The sequence below is a fragment of the Streptomyces sp. NBC_00209 genome (genome assembly GCF_045206345.1).
In the GTDB taxonomy this organism is placed as follows: Bacteria; Actinomycetota; Actinomycetes; order Streptomycetales; family Streptomycetaceae; genus Streptomyces.
In genome coordinates this window covers 3,619,509-3,635,908 of sequence record NZ_CP108121.1, presented here as the reverse complement: position 1 = coordinate 3,635,908, position 16,400 = coordinate 3,619,509, and the positions used below count along the sequence as shown (strand labels likewise).

General features: G+C 72.4%; 14 protein-coding genes and 1 pseudogene. 6 read left to right on the top strand and 9 right to left on the bottom strand.

All coding sequences use genetic code 11. The features are described 5' to 3' along the window. Positions 1–48 precede the first annotated feature (48 nt). Positions 49–471, top strand: coding sequence for a universal stress protein (locus OG867_RS16430; RefSeq protein ID WP_406286165.1), 423 nt, complete (start codon positions 49–51; stop codon positions 469–471). A gap of 67 nt (positions 472–538) precedes the next feature. Here the strand turns inward: OG867_RS16430 and OG867_RS16425 are convergent, their stop codons facing one another. Both OG867_RS16425 and OG867_RS16420 read right to left on the bottom strand, forming a co-directional pair. Beyond that, on the bottom strand, positions 539–1,660 hold the full coding sequence (locus OG867_RS16425) for a MerR family transcriptional regulator (RefSeq protein ID WP_406286162.1): 1,122 nt from the start codon (positions 1,658–1,660) through the stop codon (positions 539–541). Between the two features lie 92 nt (positions 1,661–1,752). Beyond that, entirely contained in the window at positions 1,753–2,151 is a 399-nt protein-coding gene (locus OG867_RS16420; RefSeq protein WP_406286160.1) for a hypothetical protein, read from the bottom strand. Between the two features lie 121 nt (positions 2,152–2,272). Here OG867_RS16420 and OG867_RS16415 point away from each other — a divergent pair, with 121 nt between their 5' ends. After that, a complete protein-coding gene (locus tag OG867_RS16415) occupies positions 2,273–3,163 on the top strand; it encodes a hypothetical protein (RefSeq protein WP_406286158.1) in 891 nt (296 codons plus the stop codon). Positions 3,164–3,206: 43 nt separating this feature from the next. After that, the gene (locus OG867_RS16410) at positions 3,207–4,172 is read left to right on the top strand and encodes an NADP-dependent oxidoreductase (protein WP_406286156.1); all 966 of its coding nucleotides are present in this window, start codon (positions 3,207–3,209) and stop codon (positions 4,170–4,172) included. Positions 4,173–4,200: 28 nt separating this feature from the next. On the opposite strand, the gene OG867_RS16405 is transcribed toward OG867_RS16410, so the two are convergent. After that, positions 4,201–4,608 (bottom strand): S4 domain-containing protein, encoded by a 408-nt coding sequence (locus tag OG867_RS16405; protein WP_328901070.1) that lies wholly within the window; start codon positions 4,606–4,608, stop codon positions 4,201–4,203. A 266-nt stretch (positions 4,609–4,874) separates the two neighbouring features. Between OG867_RS16405 and OG867_RS16400 the strand changes: the two genes are divergently transcribed. Continuing rightward, positions 4,875–6,275, top strand: coding sequence for a VWA domain-containing protein (locus tag OG867_RS16400; protein ID WP_406286154.1), 1,401 nt, complete (start codon positions 4,875–4,877; stop codon positions 6,273–6,275). On the opposite strand, the pseudogene OG867_RS16395 reads toward OG867_RS16400, so the two are convergent. The 3 genes and pseudogenes from OG867_RS16395 to aspS form a co-directional block, all read right to left on the bottom strand. Next, positions 6,224–6,424 (bottom strand): annotated as a pseudogene (locus OG867_RS16395) (ATP-binding protein); the annotation flags it as partial. The gene OG867_RS16400 and the pseudogene OG867_RS16395 sit on opposite strands and share 52 nt — an antisense overlap. Positions 6,425–6,500: 76 nt before the next feature. Continuing rightward, positions 6,501–7,367 carry a L,D-transpeptidase family protein gene (locus OG867_RS16390; RefSeq protein WP_406286152.1) on the bottom strand — a complete coding sequence of 289 codons (867 nt, stop codon included), beginning with the start codon at positions 7,365–7,367 and terminating at the stop codon, positions 6,501–6,503. Positions 7,368–7,569: 202 nt separating this feature from the next. Continuing rightward, positions 7,570–9,351 (bottom strand): aspartate--tRNA ligase, encoded by a 1,782-nt coding sequence (gene aspS, locus OG867_RS16385; RefSeq protein ID WP_328901073.1) that lies wholly within the window; start codon positions 9,349–9,351, stop codon positions 7,570–7,572. Positions 9,352–9,502: 151 nt separating this feature from the next. Here aspS and OG867_RS16380 point away from each other — a divergent pair, with 151 nt between their 5' ends. Beyond that, the gene (locus OG867_RS16380) at positions 9,503–11,617 is read left to right on the top strand and encodes a SpoIIE family protein phosphatase (RefSeq protein WP_406286150.1); all 2,115 of its coding nucleotides are present in this window, start codon (positions 9,503–9,505) and stop codon (positions 11,615–11,617) included. On the opposite strand, the gene OG867_RS16375 is transcribed toward OG867_RS16380, so the two are convergent. The 3 genes from OG867_RS16375 to OG867_RS16365 all read right to left on the bottom strand — a co-directional run bounded on the left by OG867_RS16375 (position 11,614) and on the right by OG867_RS16365 (position 14,320). Further along, the gene (locus OG867_RS16375; RefSeq protein ID WP_328901075.1) at positions 11,614–12,675 is read right to left on the bottom strand and encodes an AI-2E family transporter; all 1,062 of its coding nucleotides are present in this window, start codon (positions 12,673–12,675) and stop codon (positions 11,614–11,616) included. The two genes, OG867_RS16380 and OG867_RS16375, sit on opposite strands and share 4 nt — an antisense overlap. Positions 12,676–12,770: 95 nt before the next feature. Beyond that, the gene (locus tag OG867_RS16370; protein ID WP_328901076.1) at positions 12,771–13,727 is read right to left on the bottom strand and encodes a pirin family protein; all 957 of its coding nucleotides are present in this window, start codon (positions 13,725–13,727) and stop codon (positions 12,771–12,773) included. 152 nt (positions 13,728–13,879) lie between these two features. Beyond that, positions 13,880–14,320: an SseB family protein gene (locus OG867_RS16365; protein ID WP_161210872.1), complete on the bottom strand. Its 441-nt coding sequence runs from the start codon at positions 14,318–14,320 to the stop codon at positions 13,880–13,882. A 148-nt stretch (positions 14,321–14,468) separates the two neighbouring features. Between OG867_RS16365 and OG867_RS16360 the strand changes: the two genes are divergently transcribed. Continuing rightward, positions 14,469–16,295 (top strand): acyl-CoA dehydrogenase, encoded by a 1,827-nt coding sequence (locus tag OG867_RS16360; protein ID WP_406286146.1) that lies wholly within the window; start codon positions 14,469–14,471, stop codon positions 16,293–16,295. Positions 16,296–16,400: the final 105 nt, after the last annotated feature.

The following is a 16,400-nucleotide window of genomic DNA, read 5'->3' as shown; positions in this document are numbered from 1 at the left end:
GGAAACACGTGATCCGAGCACAACCGCAGAACCGAGCTGGAGGCAGAGATGGGCAGGATCGTGGTGGGCGTCGACGGCTCCGAGTCGTCGGTCAAGGCACTGCACTGGGCCGTACGCCAGGCGGAGCTGACCGGTGACACGGTGGAGGCCGTCAACAGCTGGGAGTACCCCGCTACCAGCTGGGCGTCGATGATGCCGGGCCTCCCGGAGGACTTCGACCCCCAGGCCATGGCCACGGTGTCCCTCACCGAGACCCTGGAGGAGGCGCTGGGCGCCCAGGGCGCCGCCGCCGTCAGCAAGGTCGTCGTGATCGGCAACCCGGCACAGGCCCTGCTGGACCGGGCCGAGGGCGCCGACCTGCTGGTCGTGGGCGCGCGCGGCTACAGCGGCTTCAAGGCGACCCTGCTCGGCTCGGTCAGCCTGCACGTCACCCAGCACGCCGCCTGCCCGGTGACCGTCGTCCGCAACTGATCCGGAACTGATCCGGTACGCAAGGGAGGGCCCCGCACCACGCGTGGTGCGGGGCCCTCCCGCGTACTCACAGCTCCACGACGTCCGCCACCGCACACGCCACGTTGTCCGGCGCGCCGGCCGCCTCCGCGAGCTCGATCAGCGCGCCCACGGCGGTGGACGGCCCGTCCGACCCGGCCAGCACCCGCGCCAGCTCCCCGCCGTCCACGACCGCCGAAAGCCCGTCCGAGCACAGCAGATAGCGGTCGCCGGGCAGCGCGTCCCGGACGTCCACATCGGGCCCGGAGCCGTACGGGCCGTCCCCGGACAGCACCTTGAGGAGCATCGCCCGCTGCGGGTGCGAGAACGCCTCCTCCTCCGTCAGCGAACCGTCGTCGATCATCGACTGGACCAGGCTGTGGTCGTGCGTGATCCGGAACAGCTCGCCCCCGCGCAGCAGATAGGCCCGCGAGTCCCCGATGTGCACCAGGCCCAGCCGCGAGCCCGTCCACACCATCGCCGTCAGCGTCGTGCCGGACTCCTCCGGCGCCGCGCTCCGCGCCACCGCGTCCCGCACCGCCAGCGCAGCCCGCTCCGCCGCGTCGTGCAGGATGTTCAGCAGCTCCGCCGCCGGCACCGCGCCCGGCGCGAGCGGCTTCAGTGCCTCGATCGCCGCCGTGCTGGCCCCCGCCCCGCCCGCGCCGAACCCGTCGGCGACCGCGAGCAGCCGGGCCCCGGCGTAGACCGCGTCCTGGTTGGTCTCGCGCACCGCACCCGTGTCGGTGCGGGCCGCGTAGCGGATTCCGAGTGTGCCCACCGATGTCATGACGTCCTCCGTCGACAGCTGGTCGATGAGGAAGGCCGCGAGGTCACGGCGGGCCGCCGTCTCCGCCTCGACGCGCGCCCAGTACACCCGGATCGCCGCGGCGGCCGCGCCGGAGTCCAGCGCGATCACCTCCCTGATCCGGGCGAGCGGCATCCCGATCCGGCGCAGCCAGGCCACCAGCCGGGCCGCCCGCACCTGCGCCGGGTCGTAATACCGGTAGCCGTTCACCGGGTCGACCAGGGCGGGTGGGAGCAGACCGAGCTCGTCGTAGCGGCGCAGCGCCTTCGCGGAGAGCCGGGACAGCCGGGCGAACGCCCCGATCGTCACCAGCTCCGCGCCGGGGCCCCGCCCCTGCCCGTACTCCGTCACCGCACGCCTCCTCATACCGGGCGGACTCCCCGCCCCGGCACACTCGATCCTTGGCCTTCCCCCAGGGAGAAGGTCAAGGATCGCTGACGTGCGGGTGGGTGCGGGCGTCACTCCCGCGTGTAGAAGTAGTAGTACGCGGCGAGCAGTCCGCCGGCTCCGAGGATCAGGCCGAGCACCGACGCCGACAGGATGCTCGCGCCGGACAGGCTGTAGAGGAAGCCGATCGAACCGCCGGTCAGCACCCCGTACGCGGCGGCCCGCAGCTCGCGCGGCAGCCGGTTCTGGATGCGGCCGAGCCCGAAGCAGAGCACCGCGAGAACGGCGCCCGAGACGAGCCCGAGGGCCAGCCGGGTGCCCGTGAGGACCCCGCCGCCGCGGACGATGGCGGTCGCGTAGCAGCCCATGATCACGCCCAGCGTGACCGGGATGGCCCAGCTGAGGACCGGGCGGTGCCGGGCGGGCATCGCGTGCTTCCCGCGTGCCGGCACCGAAGCGTGTGCGGCCATGGCAGAGAGCTCCTTCCGTCGCCCCCGCTTTCCCTCCAGAGCACACCTGGTCGGGCCGCCCGGCAACTCGGATGGCCCATGGCCCGGGGCGCCCCGGCGCCATCCGGGATTCCCTGGAGGGGTGCGGACGTATTTCTCGGTGGCCCTGTCGGCGGTACTCCTGGTGCTGCTGGCCGTCCTGGTGCCGCTGAGCGCGCTGTCCGCCTGGGTCGACCTGGAGATCGACGACACGGACCGTTACGTGGCCGCCGTCGCCCCGCTCGCCGACGACCCCGCGGTCCAGGGCACCGTCGCGGACCTGATCACCGACGGCGCGATGAAGCAGATCGACGTCGGCCCCCTCCAGAGCACCGTGCGTGAGTTCCTGCACCAGGCCGTGGCGTCCTTCACCACCACGGAAGCCTTCCAGGACGCCTGGACCGCCGCCAACCGCACCGCGCACGAGACGGTCAGCGCCGCGCTGGACGGGCGGAGCGGCGAGAGCGTGACGATCGACCTGGCGCCCGTCACGGAGCAGGTGAAGCAGAACCTGGTGGACAACGGGGTGCCGTTCGCCGATCAGATCCCCGTCCAGCACACCGACATCCAACTGGTCTCCGCCGACCGCGCGGACCAGCTGCGGCAGAGCTTCCGGTGGCTGCGGAACGCGAGCGTGTGGCCGGCCGTCGGCACGCTCGTCCTCGCGCTGCTCGCCATCGTGCTCGCCCGGACGCGCGGCGGACCCGGCCGCCGGGCCCGGGCCATGGCCGCGCTGGCCGGCACCGCCGTGGCGGGCGCGGGCTTCGCGCTCGGCGCGCTGGTGCTGCGCGGGCTGCTGGCGCTGGCCCGCGACCGGGTCCTCGACGAGGTCCCGGACAGCGACACCGGCGCCGCCGCGGCCGTCTACGACGCGCTGACCTCCTCGCTGCGCACCACGGTGTGGATCGTCTTCGGCCTGGGCCTGGCCGTCGCGGTGTGCGCGGTGGCGGCCCGGATCTGGGCCCAGCGGGTGCTGCCGGCCCCGGCGGAATGACGCGGCCGCTCCCGACGGAGCGGCCCGACTGGGAGGTGTACGGATGCGAGCCATCGCCGTCAGCGCGCTGCGGGCCGACCCGGTGCTGGTCGAGCTGCCCAAGCCGGAGCCCCGGCCCGGCGAGGTCCGGGTGCGCGTCGAATACGCCTCGCTCAACCCGCTGGACTGGCAGGTCACGGACGGCTCCGCCGGTGGACTCGCCCCGGCGCCCCGGGCCTTCCCGTTCGTCGTCGGCCTGGACTACGCGGGCCGCGTCGACATGATCGGCGGCGGCGAGAACCGCTTCCGGGTGGGCGACCCGGTGTTCGGGCGGGCGGCCGTGGCCGAGGCGTGCGGTTCGTACGGGGAGTACCTGTGCGTGGAACAGGACTCCGCCATCGCCCTCGTCCCGCGCGGCCTCACCCCCCGGGCCGCCGCCGCGCTCCCGTCCACCGGGATGGCCGCCGCCCAGATCCTGGAGGAGGTCGCGCTGCGCGGCCACGAGACCCTGCTGGTCGTCGGGGCGGCGGGCGGTGTCGGCTGCTGCCTGACCCAGCTCGCCCGGGCGCGGGACGTCCGCGTGATCGCGGCGGTGCGCGGTGACGAGCGGTCCAGGATGGGGTCGTTGGGCGCGGCGGCCTCGGTGGACCTGACGGACGGACCGCCTGCCGACGCGCTGCGGAGGGCCTGCCCGGACGGTATCGACGCGCTGGCCGACCTGGCGTCGGCGGACCCGGACGCGTTCGCGGCGTACGCGGCGGCGGTCCGGCCGGGCGGCATCGCACTCTCCACCCGGGGCGCCGCCGCCGGGGCCCGGCTGCCCGAGGGCGTCAGGGGCGTCGACTTCCGTCTCGACCCGAGCCCGGTCCTGCTCGACGTGCTGGCGGCGGGCGCGGCGGACGGCATCCTGCGCGTGCCCGTCGACGCCGAAGTCCCGTTGGCACAGGCGCCGCCGGCCCTGGCGCGCAACCGGGCGGGCGGGGCGCGCGGCAAGACGGTGATCGTGGTGCACGCGTCCGGTCACCGCTGAGGCAGGGGTCCCTTGGGGGGCTCCCGCGCTACTCCGTCGGGCCGGGGCCCATTCCGCGCAGCCGGTCCATCTCGCGGCGGTCGCGCTTCGTCGGTCTCCCCGCGCCCCGGTCGCGTACCGGGACCTCGATCGCGGCCTCGCGCGGCGGCGGGGGCGGGCTGTTGTCGATGAAGCACTCGGCGGCCACGGGCGGGCCCACCCGCTTCTTCACCAGCTTCGACACGACGACGACGCGGTCCCGCCCCGCGTGCCGGAGCCGCACCTCGTCACCGGCGCGCACCGGCTGCGCGGGCTTGGCGCGTTCGCCCGCGACCTTCACATGACCCGCACGGCAGGCGGCAGCGGCCTGCGCCCGGGTCTTCGTGAGCCGGACCGACCAGATCCAGACATCGACCCGGACGCTGCCCTCCGTCTGCGGAGCCTCACCCGAAACCATGCGTCGACTGTAAGCGGTGCGCCGGGGCGGCATGTTCCCGCGTCAACTCGACGCCTACGCGGTGCAGGTGACATGGGGACGCGGTGAACGCCCGTACAGGGCCCCAGGACTCGGTCCGGGCTCGGTTCGCTCTCGGTTGTCCCACATGCGGGCCGTGCCGTCGAACGGCCTTATCCGGCCGCTAACCTTACGTATCCGCCCTGGCCAGGGATCAATTCCCGCAGTACGGACATTCATCGCACCCCACTCACGCGAAAGGCTCGCCCATGGGCATTCGGAGCTTGCTGCGCAAGGTGTTCGGCCGTGACCGCACGGACCAGGACGACCCGACGACGGCCACGGTCCCGCCCCAGGGCGAGCGCGCGAGCGCCACGGCCTCGGAGCCGGACGAGGCACCCGTCACGATCTCGGTGCCCGCCCCCGCGTCGTCCGACGACGACGCCAAGGCGTCCGACCTGGTGGCCGCGGCCTTCGACCACCCGGCCACACCCACGGTCCCGGCCCAGGGCAAGGGCCCGGACGCGGAGGCGCCGGAGGCCCCCGAAGCCGAGGCGCCGGAGGCGGCCGCCGAGCCGGAGGCCCCTGAGCCGGTCGCGGAGACCGAGGCCCCCGAGCCCGTCGCCGAGCCGGAGCCGGTCGCGGAGACCGCCGCCCCCGTGGCGGAGCCGGAGGCCGAGGCGCCGAAGCCCGTCGTCGAGGCCGAGGCCCCCGTGGCAGAGCCGAAGACGGTCGTCGAGCCCATCGCGGCCCCCGAGCCCGTCGTGGCCACGGAGACCCCCGAGCCGGAGCCGGTCATCGCGAGCGAGACCCCGGCGCCGGAGCCGGTCGCCGAGCCGGAGCCGGTCGCGGCCCCCGAGCCGAAGGCGTCCGCCGAGCCGGTGGCCGAACCGGCCCCCGTCGTGGCACCCGAGCCGGAGGCCGCCGCCCCCGCGCCGATCATCATCGACATGGACCCGGAGCCCGAGGCGGCCCCGGCCGCCCCCGCCGCCGGCAAGCCCGCCCTCACCCTCGCCAAGGTCAGGGCGCGGGCGCCCGAGCTGGTGGGGGCGTACAAGGCGGCGCAGGCCGGGCTGAAGGCGCACGGGCTGACCGGGCTGCGCGCCACGGTCTACCTGGTCCTGGACCGCTCCGGCTCCATGCGCCCGTTCTACAAGGACGGCAGCGCCCAGCACCTGGGCGACCGCACGCTCGCCCTCGCCGCGCACCTGGACGAGAGCGCCACCGTGCGGGTCGTGTTCTTCTCGACCGACATCGACGGCACCGGCACGGTGGAGCTGGACGGCCACGAGGGCCGGATCGACGCCCTCAACGCGGGCCTCGGCCGGCTCGGCCGGACGAACTACCACCGCGCGGTCGAGGAGGTCGTCGCGCACTACGAGAGGTCCGGGGCGACCGGCCCCGCGCTGGTGGTCTTCCAGGCGGACGGGCCCCCGGACGTCCGGCAGGCCGCCCGCCAGGCGATCGACGCGGCGGCCCGGCTGCCGCTGTTCTTCCAGTTCGTCGCGTTCGGCGAGACGGACGCCAAGGGCTTCGACTTCCTGCGGAAGCTGGACGCCCCGAACACCGGCTTCTTCCACGCGGGCCCCGCGCCCCGCGAGGTCCCGGACGCCACGTTCTACCGCGAGCTGCTGGCCGCGCTCCCCGCGTGGGTGGCCACGCGTTCCTGAGACGCCGGCAGGCGTACGGTCACGGCGAGCCCGCCTCCGGGGCCCGGCACCGCCGTGACCGTACCGCCGTGGGCCGGCGCGATGGACCGCACGATCGACAGGCCGAGCCCCGACCCCGGCCCCATCCGGTCCCTGCCCTCGCCTCGTGCATGCGTGTCCATTCCCTCCCAGGATGCGTCCTTGATACGGGAAGGGAGGTTTCGCAAAGCTCTCCGGCCGGGCGGTTCAGCGGCCCAGCGACTCCGCGTCCCCCATCACGATGACGGGCTTCATGGCCGGGTCGAGGACGCCCAGGAGATCCTTCATCCGGTCCTCGGTGACCGAGACACAGCCCTGGGTCGGCCCTCCGTGGTCCACGTGCACCCAGATCCCGCCGCCGCGCTCCTCGCCGAGGGGGCGGGTGTGGTCGAGCGGGGAGGTGCCGGGGAGACGGTTGTAGTCGATGGCGACGACGTAGTCGAAGGAGCCCTCCAGCGGCTCCCCGTGGAACCCCTCGCCCGTCACCCGGAAGTCCGGGCTCAGGTCGTACGGGAGTGCCGTGTCCGGGGGCGCGAGGCGGCCGCCCGCCGCGGTCAGCGTGAAGACACCGATGGGTGAGCGCAGATCGCCCTCCCAGTGCTCGCCGGTCCAGCCGTTGAGGGCGTTGTGGGCGGGCCAGGGGCCCAGCGTGGCCCGCCAGCCCGGCCCGGCGGGCCCGTCCCGGGTGTAGAGGACGGCGGTCGACCGGTTGGAGTCCACCGAGTCCCCGGTCACCACGAACGCCTGCCGGGCCGTGGCCGGGACCGCCGCCCGGGTCTTCGCGCCGAGGCCGGGGAGCTCCGTGGGCTGCGGCGAGGCCGCCGGCGCCGACGGCACGGGCGACACCGGCAGGGGCGACCACCCGCGCGGCGCCCCGGCGGCGGAAGCGGCGGCCGACGCGGCCGCCCCGGACGGCCCCGGTACGCCCTTGATCCGCGCCTGCTCCGTGGCGGCCCCGCTCATCCCCGTACCGGCGAAGCCGCCCGCCCCGCAGCCGGCGAGCAGCACGAGCAGGATGAGGGAGCAGACGACGTGCGGCAGGCGCAGGGGCGCGCGCGAAGGGGGCACGGGCACGGAGAGCTCCTCAGCAGTGGATGCGCCGATGTCGGCCCAGCCAGTCATTGCCGCCCGCGTCACCGCCCAATCCGGGGCGGAGCCCATCCGGCCGTAACCGTTCAGGTGATTCGTGTGCTTAATCGGAACCGCTGAGGGCCTGTCACGCGAACAGCCCCCGGCCAGTGGCGGCCGGGGGCTGTTTCACGTGAAACAGGCGGAATTACTTCTGCGCGTCCTTCGCCGGCCCGGCCGGCTTGCGGAGCTGGATGTTGAGCTCGCGGAGGCGGGTCTCCTCCAGGACGGTGGGCGCGCCCATCATCAGGTCCTGGGCGTTGCCGTTCAGCGGGAACGCGATCGTCTCGCGGATGTTCGGCTCGTCGGCGAGCAGCATCACGATGCGGTCGACACCCGGGGCGATGCCGCCGTGCGGCGGGGCGCCGAGGCGGAACGCCTTGAGCATGCCCGCGAACTCGCGCTCCACGGTCTCGCGGTCGTAGCCGGCGATCTCGAACGCCTTGATCATCAGCTCGGGCTCGTGGTTCCGGATGGCGCCGGAGGACAGCTCGATGCCGTTGCAGACGATGTCGTACTGCCAGGCGAGGATGTCCAGCGGGTCTTTCTCCTCCAGGTCCTTCAGGCCGCCCTGGGGCATCGAGAAGGGGTTGTGGGAGAAGTCGATCCGGCCGCTCTCCTCGTCCTTCTCGTACATCGGGAAGTCGACGACCCAGCAGAACCGGAAGACGCCCTCCTCGAAGTGGCCGGCCCGCTTGGCGGCCTCGACGCGGACGGCGGACATGATCTTGGAGACCTCTTCGAACTCGCCCGCGCCGAAGAAGACGGCGTGACCCGGGACGAGCGAGAGCCGCTCGGTGAGCGTCTTGATGTCGCTCTCGGTGAGGAACTTGGCGATCGGCCCGGCCAGCGTGCCGTCCTCGCCGACGCGGACCCAGGCGAGGCCCTTGGCGCCGTGTTCCACGGCGTACTCGCCGAGGCCGTCGAAGAACTTACGGGACTGGCCCGCCGTGTCCGGCACCGGAAGGGCGCGGACGTGCTTGCCGGCGAACGCCTTGAACTCCGAGTCCGCGAAGACGTCGGAGATGTCGACCAGTTCCAGCTTGGCGCGCAGGTCCGGCTTGTCGTTGCCGTACTTCAGCATCGACTCGCGGAACGGGATGCGCGGGAACGGCGAGGTGACGTGGCGGCCGTTGCCGAACTCCTCGAAGAGCTCGGTCATCAGCTTCTCGATCGGCTGGAAGACGTCCTCCTGCTCCACGAAGGACATCTCGACGTCGAGCTGGTAGAACTCGCCGGGCGAGCGGTCGGCGCGGGCGTCCTCGTCGCGGAAGCAGGGCGCGATCTGGAAGTAGCGGTCGAAGCCCGAGATCATCAGCAGCTGCTTGAACTGCTGCGGGGCCTGCGGCAGGGCGTAGAACTTGCCGGGGTTCAGCCGGGACGGGACGACGAAGTCACGGGCGCCCTCGGGGGAGGTCGCGGTGAGGATCGGCGTCGCCATCTCGTTGAAGCCGAGGGCGACCATCTTGGAGCGGATCGAGGCGATCACGGCGGAGCGCAGCATGATGTTGCGGTGCATGCGCTCGCGACGGAGGTCGAGGAAGCGGTATTCCAGGCGCCGCTCCTCGTTCACACCGTCGTCGGCGTTGATCGTGAAGGGCAGCGGGCCGGCCTCGCCCAGCACCTCGACCTCGGAGACCTCGATCTCGATCTCGCCGGTCGGCAGGTCCGGGTTGACGTTCTCGGCGCCGCGCGCGGAAACCTTGCCGTCAATGCGGACGACGGTCTCCTTGGTGAGCTTCGCCAGGGCCTCGTTGCCCGGCGTGCCGGGGCGGGCAACGAGCTGCACGAGACCGTAGTGGTCGCGCAGATCGATGAAGAGGATGCCGCCCAGGTCTCGGCGATTGTGCAGCCAGCCGCTCAGCCGGACGTCGGTGCCGACGTCAGAGGCGCGGAGCTCGCCGCAGGTGTGGGACCTGTACCGATGCATCGTCGTTCATCCAGTCTTCGCGGTTGGGGGAAATTCAGCCCTCCCAGGCTACCGCCCGCGACCGGAGCGTTTCATTGTCATTGTCCGCGCCAAGATCGTCCGGGGGCCCGCACCACTGCCTTCCACCCACATGCCGGTTTAAAGTGGGGCAATGCGCACCGAGGATGTGCTGGCCGCGACCGCGACCGGGCTGTGGCGCTGGGACAACGGAGCCGGGACGGTCACGCTCGACGCGGAGGCCGCCCGTCTCCTTGAGCTGCCCACCGAGCCCGGCGTCTTCCGCGAATCGGAGGTCCGCTCCCGCTTCCACCCCGTCGACTGGAACGAGATCGCCGGGGTGGTCAGCCTTGCCGTGGCCGAGGGCACCCTGGCCGAGGCCCGGCTGCGCATCGTGGACGGCAGCGGCCGGGTCCTGCGCACCGTGCGCAGCCGCTCCAAGCCGGTGCCGGCCGGTGAGTGCCGCCGGGACTACGTGCTCGTCGGCACGCTCCAGGAGGTCGCCGAGCCCCCGCCCGGGACCACCGGGAAGCACATCGCCATCACGGGCGACTGGCGGCGCTCCCGCGAGGCGTTCCTGCTGGACGCGGGACGGGCCCTGGCGGAGGCCGGGTCCACCACGGAGGTGCTGCGGGTCGCCTACTCGCTCTCCATGCCCGGGTTCTCGCCGGACGGCCTCGCGGTCTTCGGCGTCGAGGGCGAGCGGCTGACGGTCGTCGGGCAGCACGGGCACTCCCTCAGCGACGAGGGGCCGTTCGCCAACATGCCGCTGGACACGGACTACCCCGCCACGGAGGTCGTGCGGACCGGCCGGGCGATCTATCTGCCGACGCCGGAGGAGTACCGGGCCCGCTACCCCGCCACCTGGCCGATGGCCCGGCCGTTCGGGCGCCGCTCCTGGGCCTTTCTGCCGCTGATCGTGTCCGGGCGCACGATGGGGACCTGGATGGCCGGCTTCCGGCACCAGGTGGCGTTCTCGCCGGACGAGCGGTCGGTGCTGACGACCGTGGCCCGGATGCTCGCCCAGGCGCTGGCCCGGGCGGGCGCCGCCGACACCGAGCGGGAGCTGTCGCTGGGCCTCCAGCGCACGATGATGCCCTCGCTCGGCCCGGGCATCCCGGGGATGACCGTGGCGGCGCGCTATGTGCCGACCGGCGGCGGCCTCCAGGTCGGCGGCGACTGGTACGACCTGATCCCGCTGCCCAGCGGCCGCATCGCCCTCGTGATCGGCGACGTCCAGGGCCATGACGTGCGGGCGGCGGGCCTCATGGGCCAGCTCCGGATCGCTCTGCGTGCGTACGCCTCCGAGGGGCACCGCCCCGACGCGGTGCTGGCGCGCGCCTCGCGCTTCCTCTCCGGCCTCACCGACCCCGGCGAGGACGACGACTCCACGGCCGCGCGCTTCGCGACCTGCCTGTACGCGGAGGCCGACCCGGAGACCGGTGTGCTGGACATCGCACGGGCCGGCCACCCGGACCCGGTGGTGATGACCGCCGACGGCACCGCCGTCATCCGGCAGACCGAGGGCGGGCTGCCGCTGGGCGTCGAGGCGGACGCGGACTACCCGACGACCCGGGTCGTGCTGGAGGCCGGGGAAACGATCATGCTCTGCACGGACGGGCTGATCGAGACGGGCGGCCACGACCTCGCCACCGGCTGGGTCCGGCTCCGGCCGATCCTGGAACGGCACACCGGCGACCTGGAGAAGCTGGCGGACGCGCTGGTGCAGGCGGTGCACGGGCCGGGCTCGCACTACACGACCGGGCCGCTCGTGGACCGGCGGGAGGACGACGTCGCGGTACTGCTGCTGCGGCGCGAGGGCTCCGTCACGTCCCCGCCCGCTCCCCGGCGGACCGCGCTGTCCATCGCCCAGGCCGAGCCGGAGCGGATCTCGACGGCCCGGCAGCTGCTGCGGGAGCTGCTGCACGACTGGGCGGACCCCGACCAGGTCGACGCGGCGGTGCTGCTGCTCTCCGAGGTCGCCACGAACGTCCTGGTGCACACGGACGGGGACGCGCTGATGGTCGCCCAGGCGACCGGGGCGCCGGGGGAACGGTGTCTGCGCGTCGACGTGTCCGACGGCAGCGACGAGCTGCCGCACAAGCGGCGGCCCGGCGAGATGGCGTCCAGCGGCCGGGGCCTGGTGCTGATGGAGATGCTCGCGCACAAGTGGGGGGTCGATCCGCGGGGGGCGGGCAAGTCGATCTGGTTCGAGCTGAACGAGGCCGAGCACCCGGAACCGGCCTTCCCCGACCTGGAGCTGGACTAGGGGGTGTCCTCAGGCGCGATACGGCCGCCCTTGCGGAGTTCCCCGATGATGCCGAAGGCCGCCGCGCAGAGCGGGACCGCGAGCAGCATCCCGAGGATGCCCGCGACGCTCGCGCCCGCCGTCAGGGCGATGAGGATCATCGCGGGGTGCATCTGCACCGTACGGCTCTGGATCATCGGCTGAAGGATGTGGCCCTCCAGCACCTGCACGGCGAGGACGACCCCGAGCGCCCAGAGCGCGATCGCGAAACCCCGGTCCGCGAGGGCCACCAGCACGGCGACGGCCCCGGAGAGGAACGCCCCGAGATACGGGATGTAGGCGCCGACCAGGACCAGCGCGCCGAGCCCCACCGCGCCCGGCACCCGCAGGATCAGCAGCCCGACCGTGATGCAGACGGCGTCGATCAGGGCGATGAACGTCGTCCCGCGCATGAAGCCCTCGACGGCCTCGAAGGCCCGCCGGCCCATCGCCTCGACCATGTCGCCGGTGCCGCGCGGGGCGAGGGAGTGGGCGAGGCCGGCGGCCCGGTCCGCGTCGCGCAGGAAGAAGAAGGTCAGCAGGAGGGCCAGGACACTCGTCGCGATGAGGGAGCCGATGACGCTGATGCCGGTGAGCAGCCCGCCCGCGGCGGTCGCGCCGAACTTCTCGACCAGCTTGCGGCTACTGGCCTCCAGGTCGTTCACGTCGATGTCGTCCGCGACCTGGAAGTGGTCGGTCACCCACTGCCCGGCGTCCTTCAGCGACTGGACGATCTGGTCACCGGTCTCGACCAGCGCGGCGACGACGATGTAGCCGGCGCCGCCGACCACGGCGACCAGCACCGCGCAGGTGACCGCGGCGGCCAGCGAGCGGTTCACCCCGTGGGTGGTCATCCGGCGGTGGACGGGGCCGAGCAGCGCCGTACCGAGCAGGGCGAGCAGCACAGGGGTGACGGCGGTCTTGAAGACGACGCACAGCCAGACCGCGACGGCGGCGACACCGGTGACCAGCAGGACGACACCGCACCAGGCGGCGGTCCGCCGGGCGCCCTCGGGCAGGAGTGGCTTCGGGGTCTGCACCCTGCCAGCCGATCACGGCCCGGCAGCGGTGTCCCGCCCGCGCCGCCGTACGAGTGACGGAGCGTCACCCGCGGGCGGCGGGGCGGGAGCGCGGGTCACATGCCGTGGACGGCCGGCACGGTGCCAAGGCGGCCGGCCTGGAAGTCCTCGAAAGCCTGCTTCAGTTCGGCCTGGCTGTTCATCACGAACGGCCCGTAGTGCGCCATCGGCTCGCGGATGGGGCGGCCGCCGAGCAGGACGACCTCCAGGTCCGGGGTGTGCCCGTCCTGCTTCTCGTCGGCGCGCACGGTCAGCGAGGAGCCGGCGCCGAAGACGGCGGTCTGGCCCATGTGGACCGGGCGGCGCTCCGCACCGGCGGTGCCGCGCCCGGCGAGCACGTACGCGAGACCGTTGAAGTCCTCGCGCCAGGGCAGCGTCACCTCGGCGCCGGGGCGCACGGTGGCGTGGATCATCGTGATCGGGGTGTGCGTGATGCCGGGGCCCTCGTGGCCGTCCAGCTCACCGGCGATCACACGGAGCAGCGCGCCGCCGTCCGGGGAGGCGAGCAGCTGGACCTGGCCGCCGCGGATGTCCTGGTAGCGCGGGGCCATCATCTTGTCGGCCTTCGGCAGGTTCACCCAGAGCTGGAGGCCGTGGAAGAGGCCGCCGGTCATGACCAGGGACTCCGGCGGCGCCTCGATGTGGAGGAGCCCGGAACCGGCGGTCATCCACTGGGTGTCGCCGTTGCCGATGGTGCCGCCGCCACCGTTGGAGTCCTGGTGGATGAAGCTGCCGTCGATCAGGTAGGTCACGGTCTCGAAGCCGCGGTGCGGGTGCCAGGGCGTGCCCTTCGGCTCGCCCGCCGCGTACTCCACCTCACCCATCTGGTCCATCATGATGAACGGGTCGAGGTACTTGTAGTTGATCCCCGCGAAGGCGCGGCGGACCGGGAAGCCCTCGCCCTCGAAGCCGCTCGGCGCCGTGGTCACGGCGAGCACGGGACGGACCGCGGCGTCGCCGGAAGCGGCCACCTTGGGCAGGGTCAGCGGATTCTCGACGGTCACTGCGGGCATGGGAGCCACCTCCGGGGGACGGTACTGCCATCAATTTAGTTGAATGGTGAACATCCTGCAAGGCGCCCCGCATTCCCGCGCACCCCCGGACAGCCGGAAGGGGCCCGTACCGAGAGCGGTACGGGCCCCTTCCGGGAGTCTCGGGCGGCGGATCAGCCGTACATGCGGCGCATCGCGAAATCGACCATCTGTTCGACAGCCTTGGCGTCGAAGACCATTCGGTGCTCGCCCTCCATGTCCAGGACGAAGCCGTAGCCGGTGGGCAGCAGGTCGATCACCTCGGCGCCGGTGATCACGAAGTACTTGGAGTCCTTGCCCGCGTACCGCCGCAGCTCCTTGAGCGTGGTGAACATCGGGATCACCGGCTGCTGGGTGTTGTGCAGCGCGAGGAAGCCCGGGTTGTCGCCGCGCGGGCAGTAGACCTTCGAGGTCGCGAAGACCTGCTGGAAGTCCTCGGCGGACAGCGAGCCGGTCGTGAAGGCCCGTACCGCGTCACCCAACGAGGGCGGCGAGGGTTCGGGGTACAGCGGCTGCTCGCCGTAGCCGCCCCCCATCGGCTGCTGCGCGCCCTGGTTCTGGTCGTAGCCGTACATGGGACAAAGAGTAATCGGCCACATCCGGGGCTCAGGGGGTTGCGTCTTATTACTGACGGGTAGCATCATCGTAGAGGTCACCTGATAGGTCCGGGCCACCCCTCCACGGGGCGCTGCGCGCCACTGCTATTGATTACGGAGCCTTCCCATGGGGCACTACAAGTCGAATCTCCGCGACATCGAGTTCAACCTCTTCGAGGTCCTCGGGCGCGACAAGCTGTACGGCACCGGACCGTTCACGGAGATGGACGTCGACACCGCGAAGAGCATCCTCGACGAGGTCTCCCGCCTCGCCGAGAACGAGCTCGCCGACTCCTACGCGGACGCCGACCGCAACCCGCCGGTCTTCGACCCGGAGACCAACACGGCGCCGGTCCCCGACACGTTCAGGAAGTCGTACCAGGCGTTCATGGACTCCGAGTACTGGCGCCTGGGCCTGCCGGAGGAGATCGGCGGCACCACCTCGCCCCGCTCCCTGATCTGGGGCTACGCGGAGCTGCTGCTCGGCTCGAACCCGGCCGTCTGGATGTACTCCTCGGGCCCGGCGTTCGCCGGCATCCTCTTCGAGGAGGGCAACGAGGCGCAGAAGAAGGCCGCCGAGATCGCCGTCGAGAAGCAGTGGGGCTCGACGATGGTGCTGACCGAGCCGGACGCCGGCTCCGACGTCGGCGCGGGCCGCACGAAGGCCGTCGAGCAGGAGGACGGCTCCTGGCACATCGAGGGTGTGAAGCGCTTCATCACCTCGGGCGAGCACGACATGTCGGAGAACATCCTCCACTACGTGCTGGCGCGCCCCGAGGGCGCCGGCCCGGGCACCAAGGGCCTCTCCCTCTTCCTGGTCCCGAAGTACCACTTCGACTGGACCACCGGTGAGCTGGGCGAGCGCAACGGCGTGTACGCGACGAACGTCGAGCACAAGATGGGCCTCAAGGCGTCCAACACCTGCGAGATGACGTTCGGCGACCGCCACCCCGCCAAGGGCTGGCTCATCGGCGACAAGCACGACGGCATCCGCCAGATGTTCCGCATCATCGAGTTCGCCCGCATGATGGTCGGCACGAAGGCCATCGCCGCGCTCTCCTCCGGCTACCTGAACGCGCTGGAGTACGCCAAGGAGCGCGTCCAGGGCACCGACCTGTCGCAGTTCATGGACAAGGCCGCGCCGAAGGTCACCATCACGCACCACCCCGACGTACGCCGCTCGCTGATGACGCAGAAGGCGTACGCGGAGGGCATGCGCGCCCTCGTCCTCTACACCGCCTCCGTCCAGGACGCGATCCAGGAGAAGGAGGCCGCGGGCGAGGACGCCAAGGCGCTGCACGGCCTCAACGACCTGCTCCTCCCGATCGTCAAGGGCTACGGCTCCGAGAAGTCGTACGAGCAGCTGGCGCAGTCGCTCCAGACGTTCGGCGGCTCCGGGTACCTCCAGGAGTACCCGGTCGAGCAGTACATCCGCGACGCCAAGATCGACACCCTGTACGAGGGCACCACGGCCATCCAGGGCCAGGACTTCTTCTTCCGGAAGATCGTCCGCGACCAGGGCGTCTCGCTCAACACGCTCTCCGAGGAGATCAAGAAGTTCCTCGCGGGCGCCCAGGACCACGAGGAGCTGTCCGGTGCGCTGGACAGCCTCGCGAAGGCCGCGGTGGACCTGGAGGCGATCGTCGGCACGATGATCACCGACCTCACCGCGACCGGCGAGGACGTCAAGAACATCTACAAGGTGGGCCTCAACACCACCCGCCTGCTGCTGGCCTCCGGCGATGTCGTCGTCGGCTACCTGCTCCTCAGGGGTGCGGCCGTGGCCGCCGAGAAGCTGCCGACGGCCTCCGCGAAGGACGTCCCCTTCTACCAGGGCAAGATCGCCGCCGCGAAGTTCTTCGCCGCGAACGTCCTCCCGGGCGTCGGCGCCGAGCGCGCTCTCGCCGAGGCCGTCGACAACTCCCTGATGGAGCTGGACGAGGCCGCCTTCTAGGAGCCGTCCCGCACGTCTGCCTGCCGCCGCCCCCGGATCCGTTCCCGGGGGCGGCGGCCGCATGATGGGCGCGGTGGGCCGGGGGGAGACAGGGAATCCTTTCGG

Coding starts and splice junctions, on each gene's coding strand:
- OG867_RS16430 (WP_406286165.1), top strand. CDS start 49: ATGGGCAGGATCGTGGTGGGCGTCGACGGCTCCGAGTCGTCGGTCAAG.
- OG867_RS16425 (WP_406286162.1), bottom strand. CDS start 1,660: ATGAGGAGGCGTGCGGTGACGGAGTACGGGCAGGGGCGGGGCCCCGGC.
- OG867_RS16420 (WP_406286160.1), bottom strand. CDS start 2,151: ATGGCCGCACACGCTTCGGTGCCGGCACGCGGGAAGCACGCGATGCCC.
- OG867_RS16410 (WP_406286156.1), top strand. CDS start 3,207: ATGCGAGCCATCGCCGTCAGCGCGCTGCGGGCCGACCCGGTGCTGGTC.
- OG867_RS16405 (WP_328901070.1), bottom strand. CDS start 4,608: ATGGTTTCGGGTGAGGCTCCGCAGACGGAGGGCAGCGTCCGGGTCGAT.
- OG867_RS16400 (WP_406286154.1), top strand. CDS start 4,875: ATGGGCATTCGGAGCTTGCTGCGCAAGGTGTTCGGCCGTGACCGCACG.
- aspS (WP_328901073.1), bottom strand. CDS start 9,351: ATGCATCGGTACAGGTCCCACACCTGCGGCGAGCTCCGCGCCTCTGAC.
- OG867_RS16380 (WP_406286150.1), top strand. CDS start 9,503: ATGCGCACCGAGGATGTGCTGGCCGCGACCGCGACCGGGCTGTGGCGC.
- OG867_RS16370 (WP_328901076.1), bottom strand. CDS start 13,727: ATGCCCGCAGTGACCGTCGAGAATCCGCTGACCCTGCCCAAGGTGGCC.
- OG867_RS16365 (WP_161210872.1), bottom strand. CDS start 14,320: ATGTACGGCTACGACCAGAACCAGGGCGCGCAGCAGCCGATGGGGGGC.
- OG867_RS16360 (WP_406286146.1), top strand. CDS start 14,469: ATGGGGCACTACAAGTCGAATCTCCGCGACATCGAGTTCAACCTCTTC.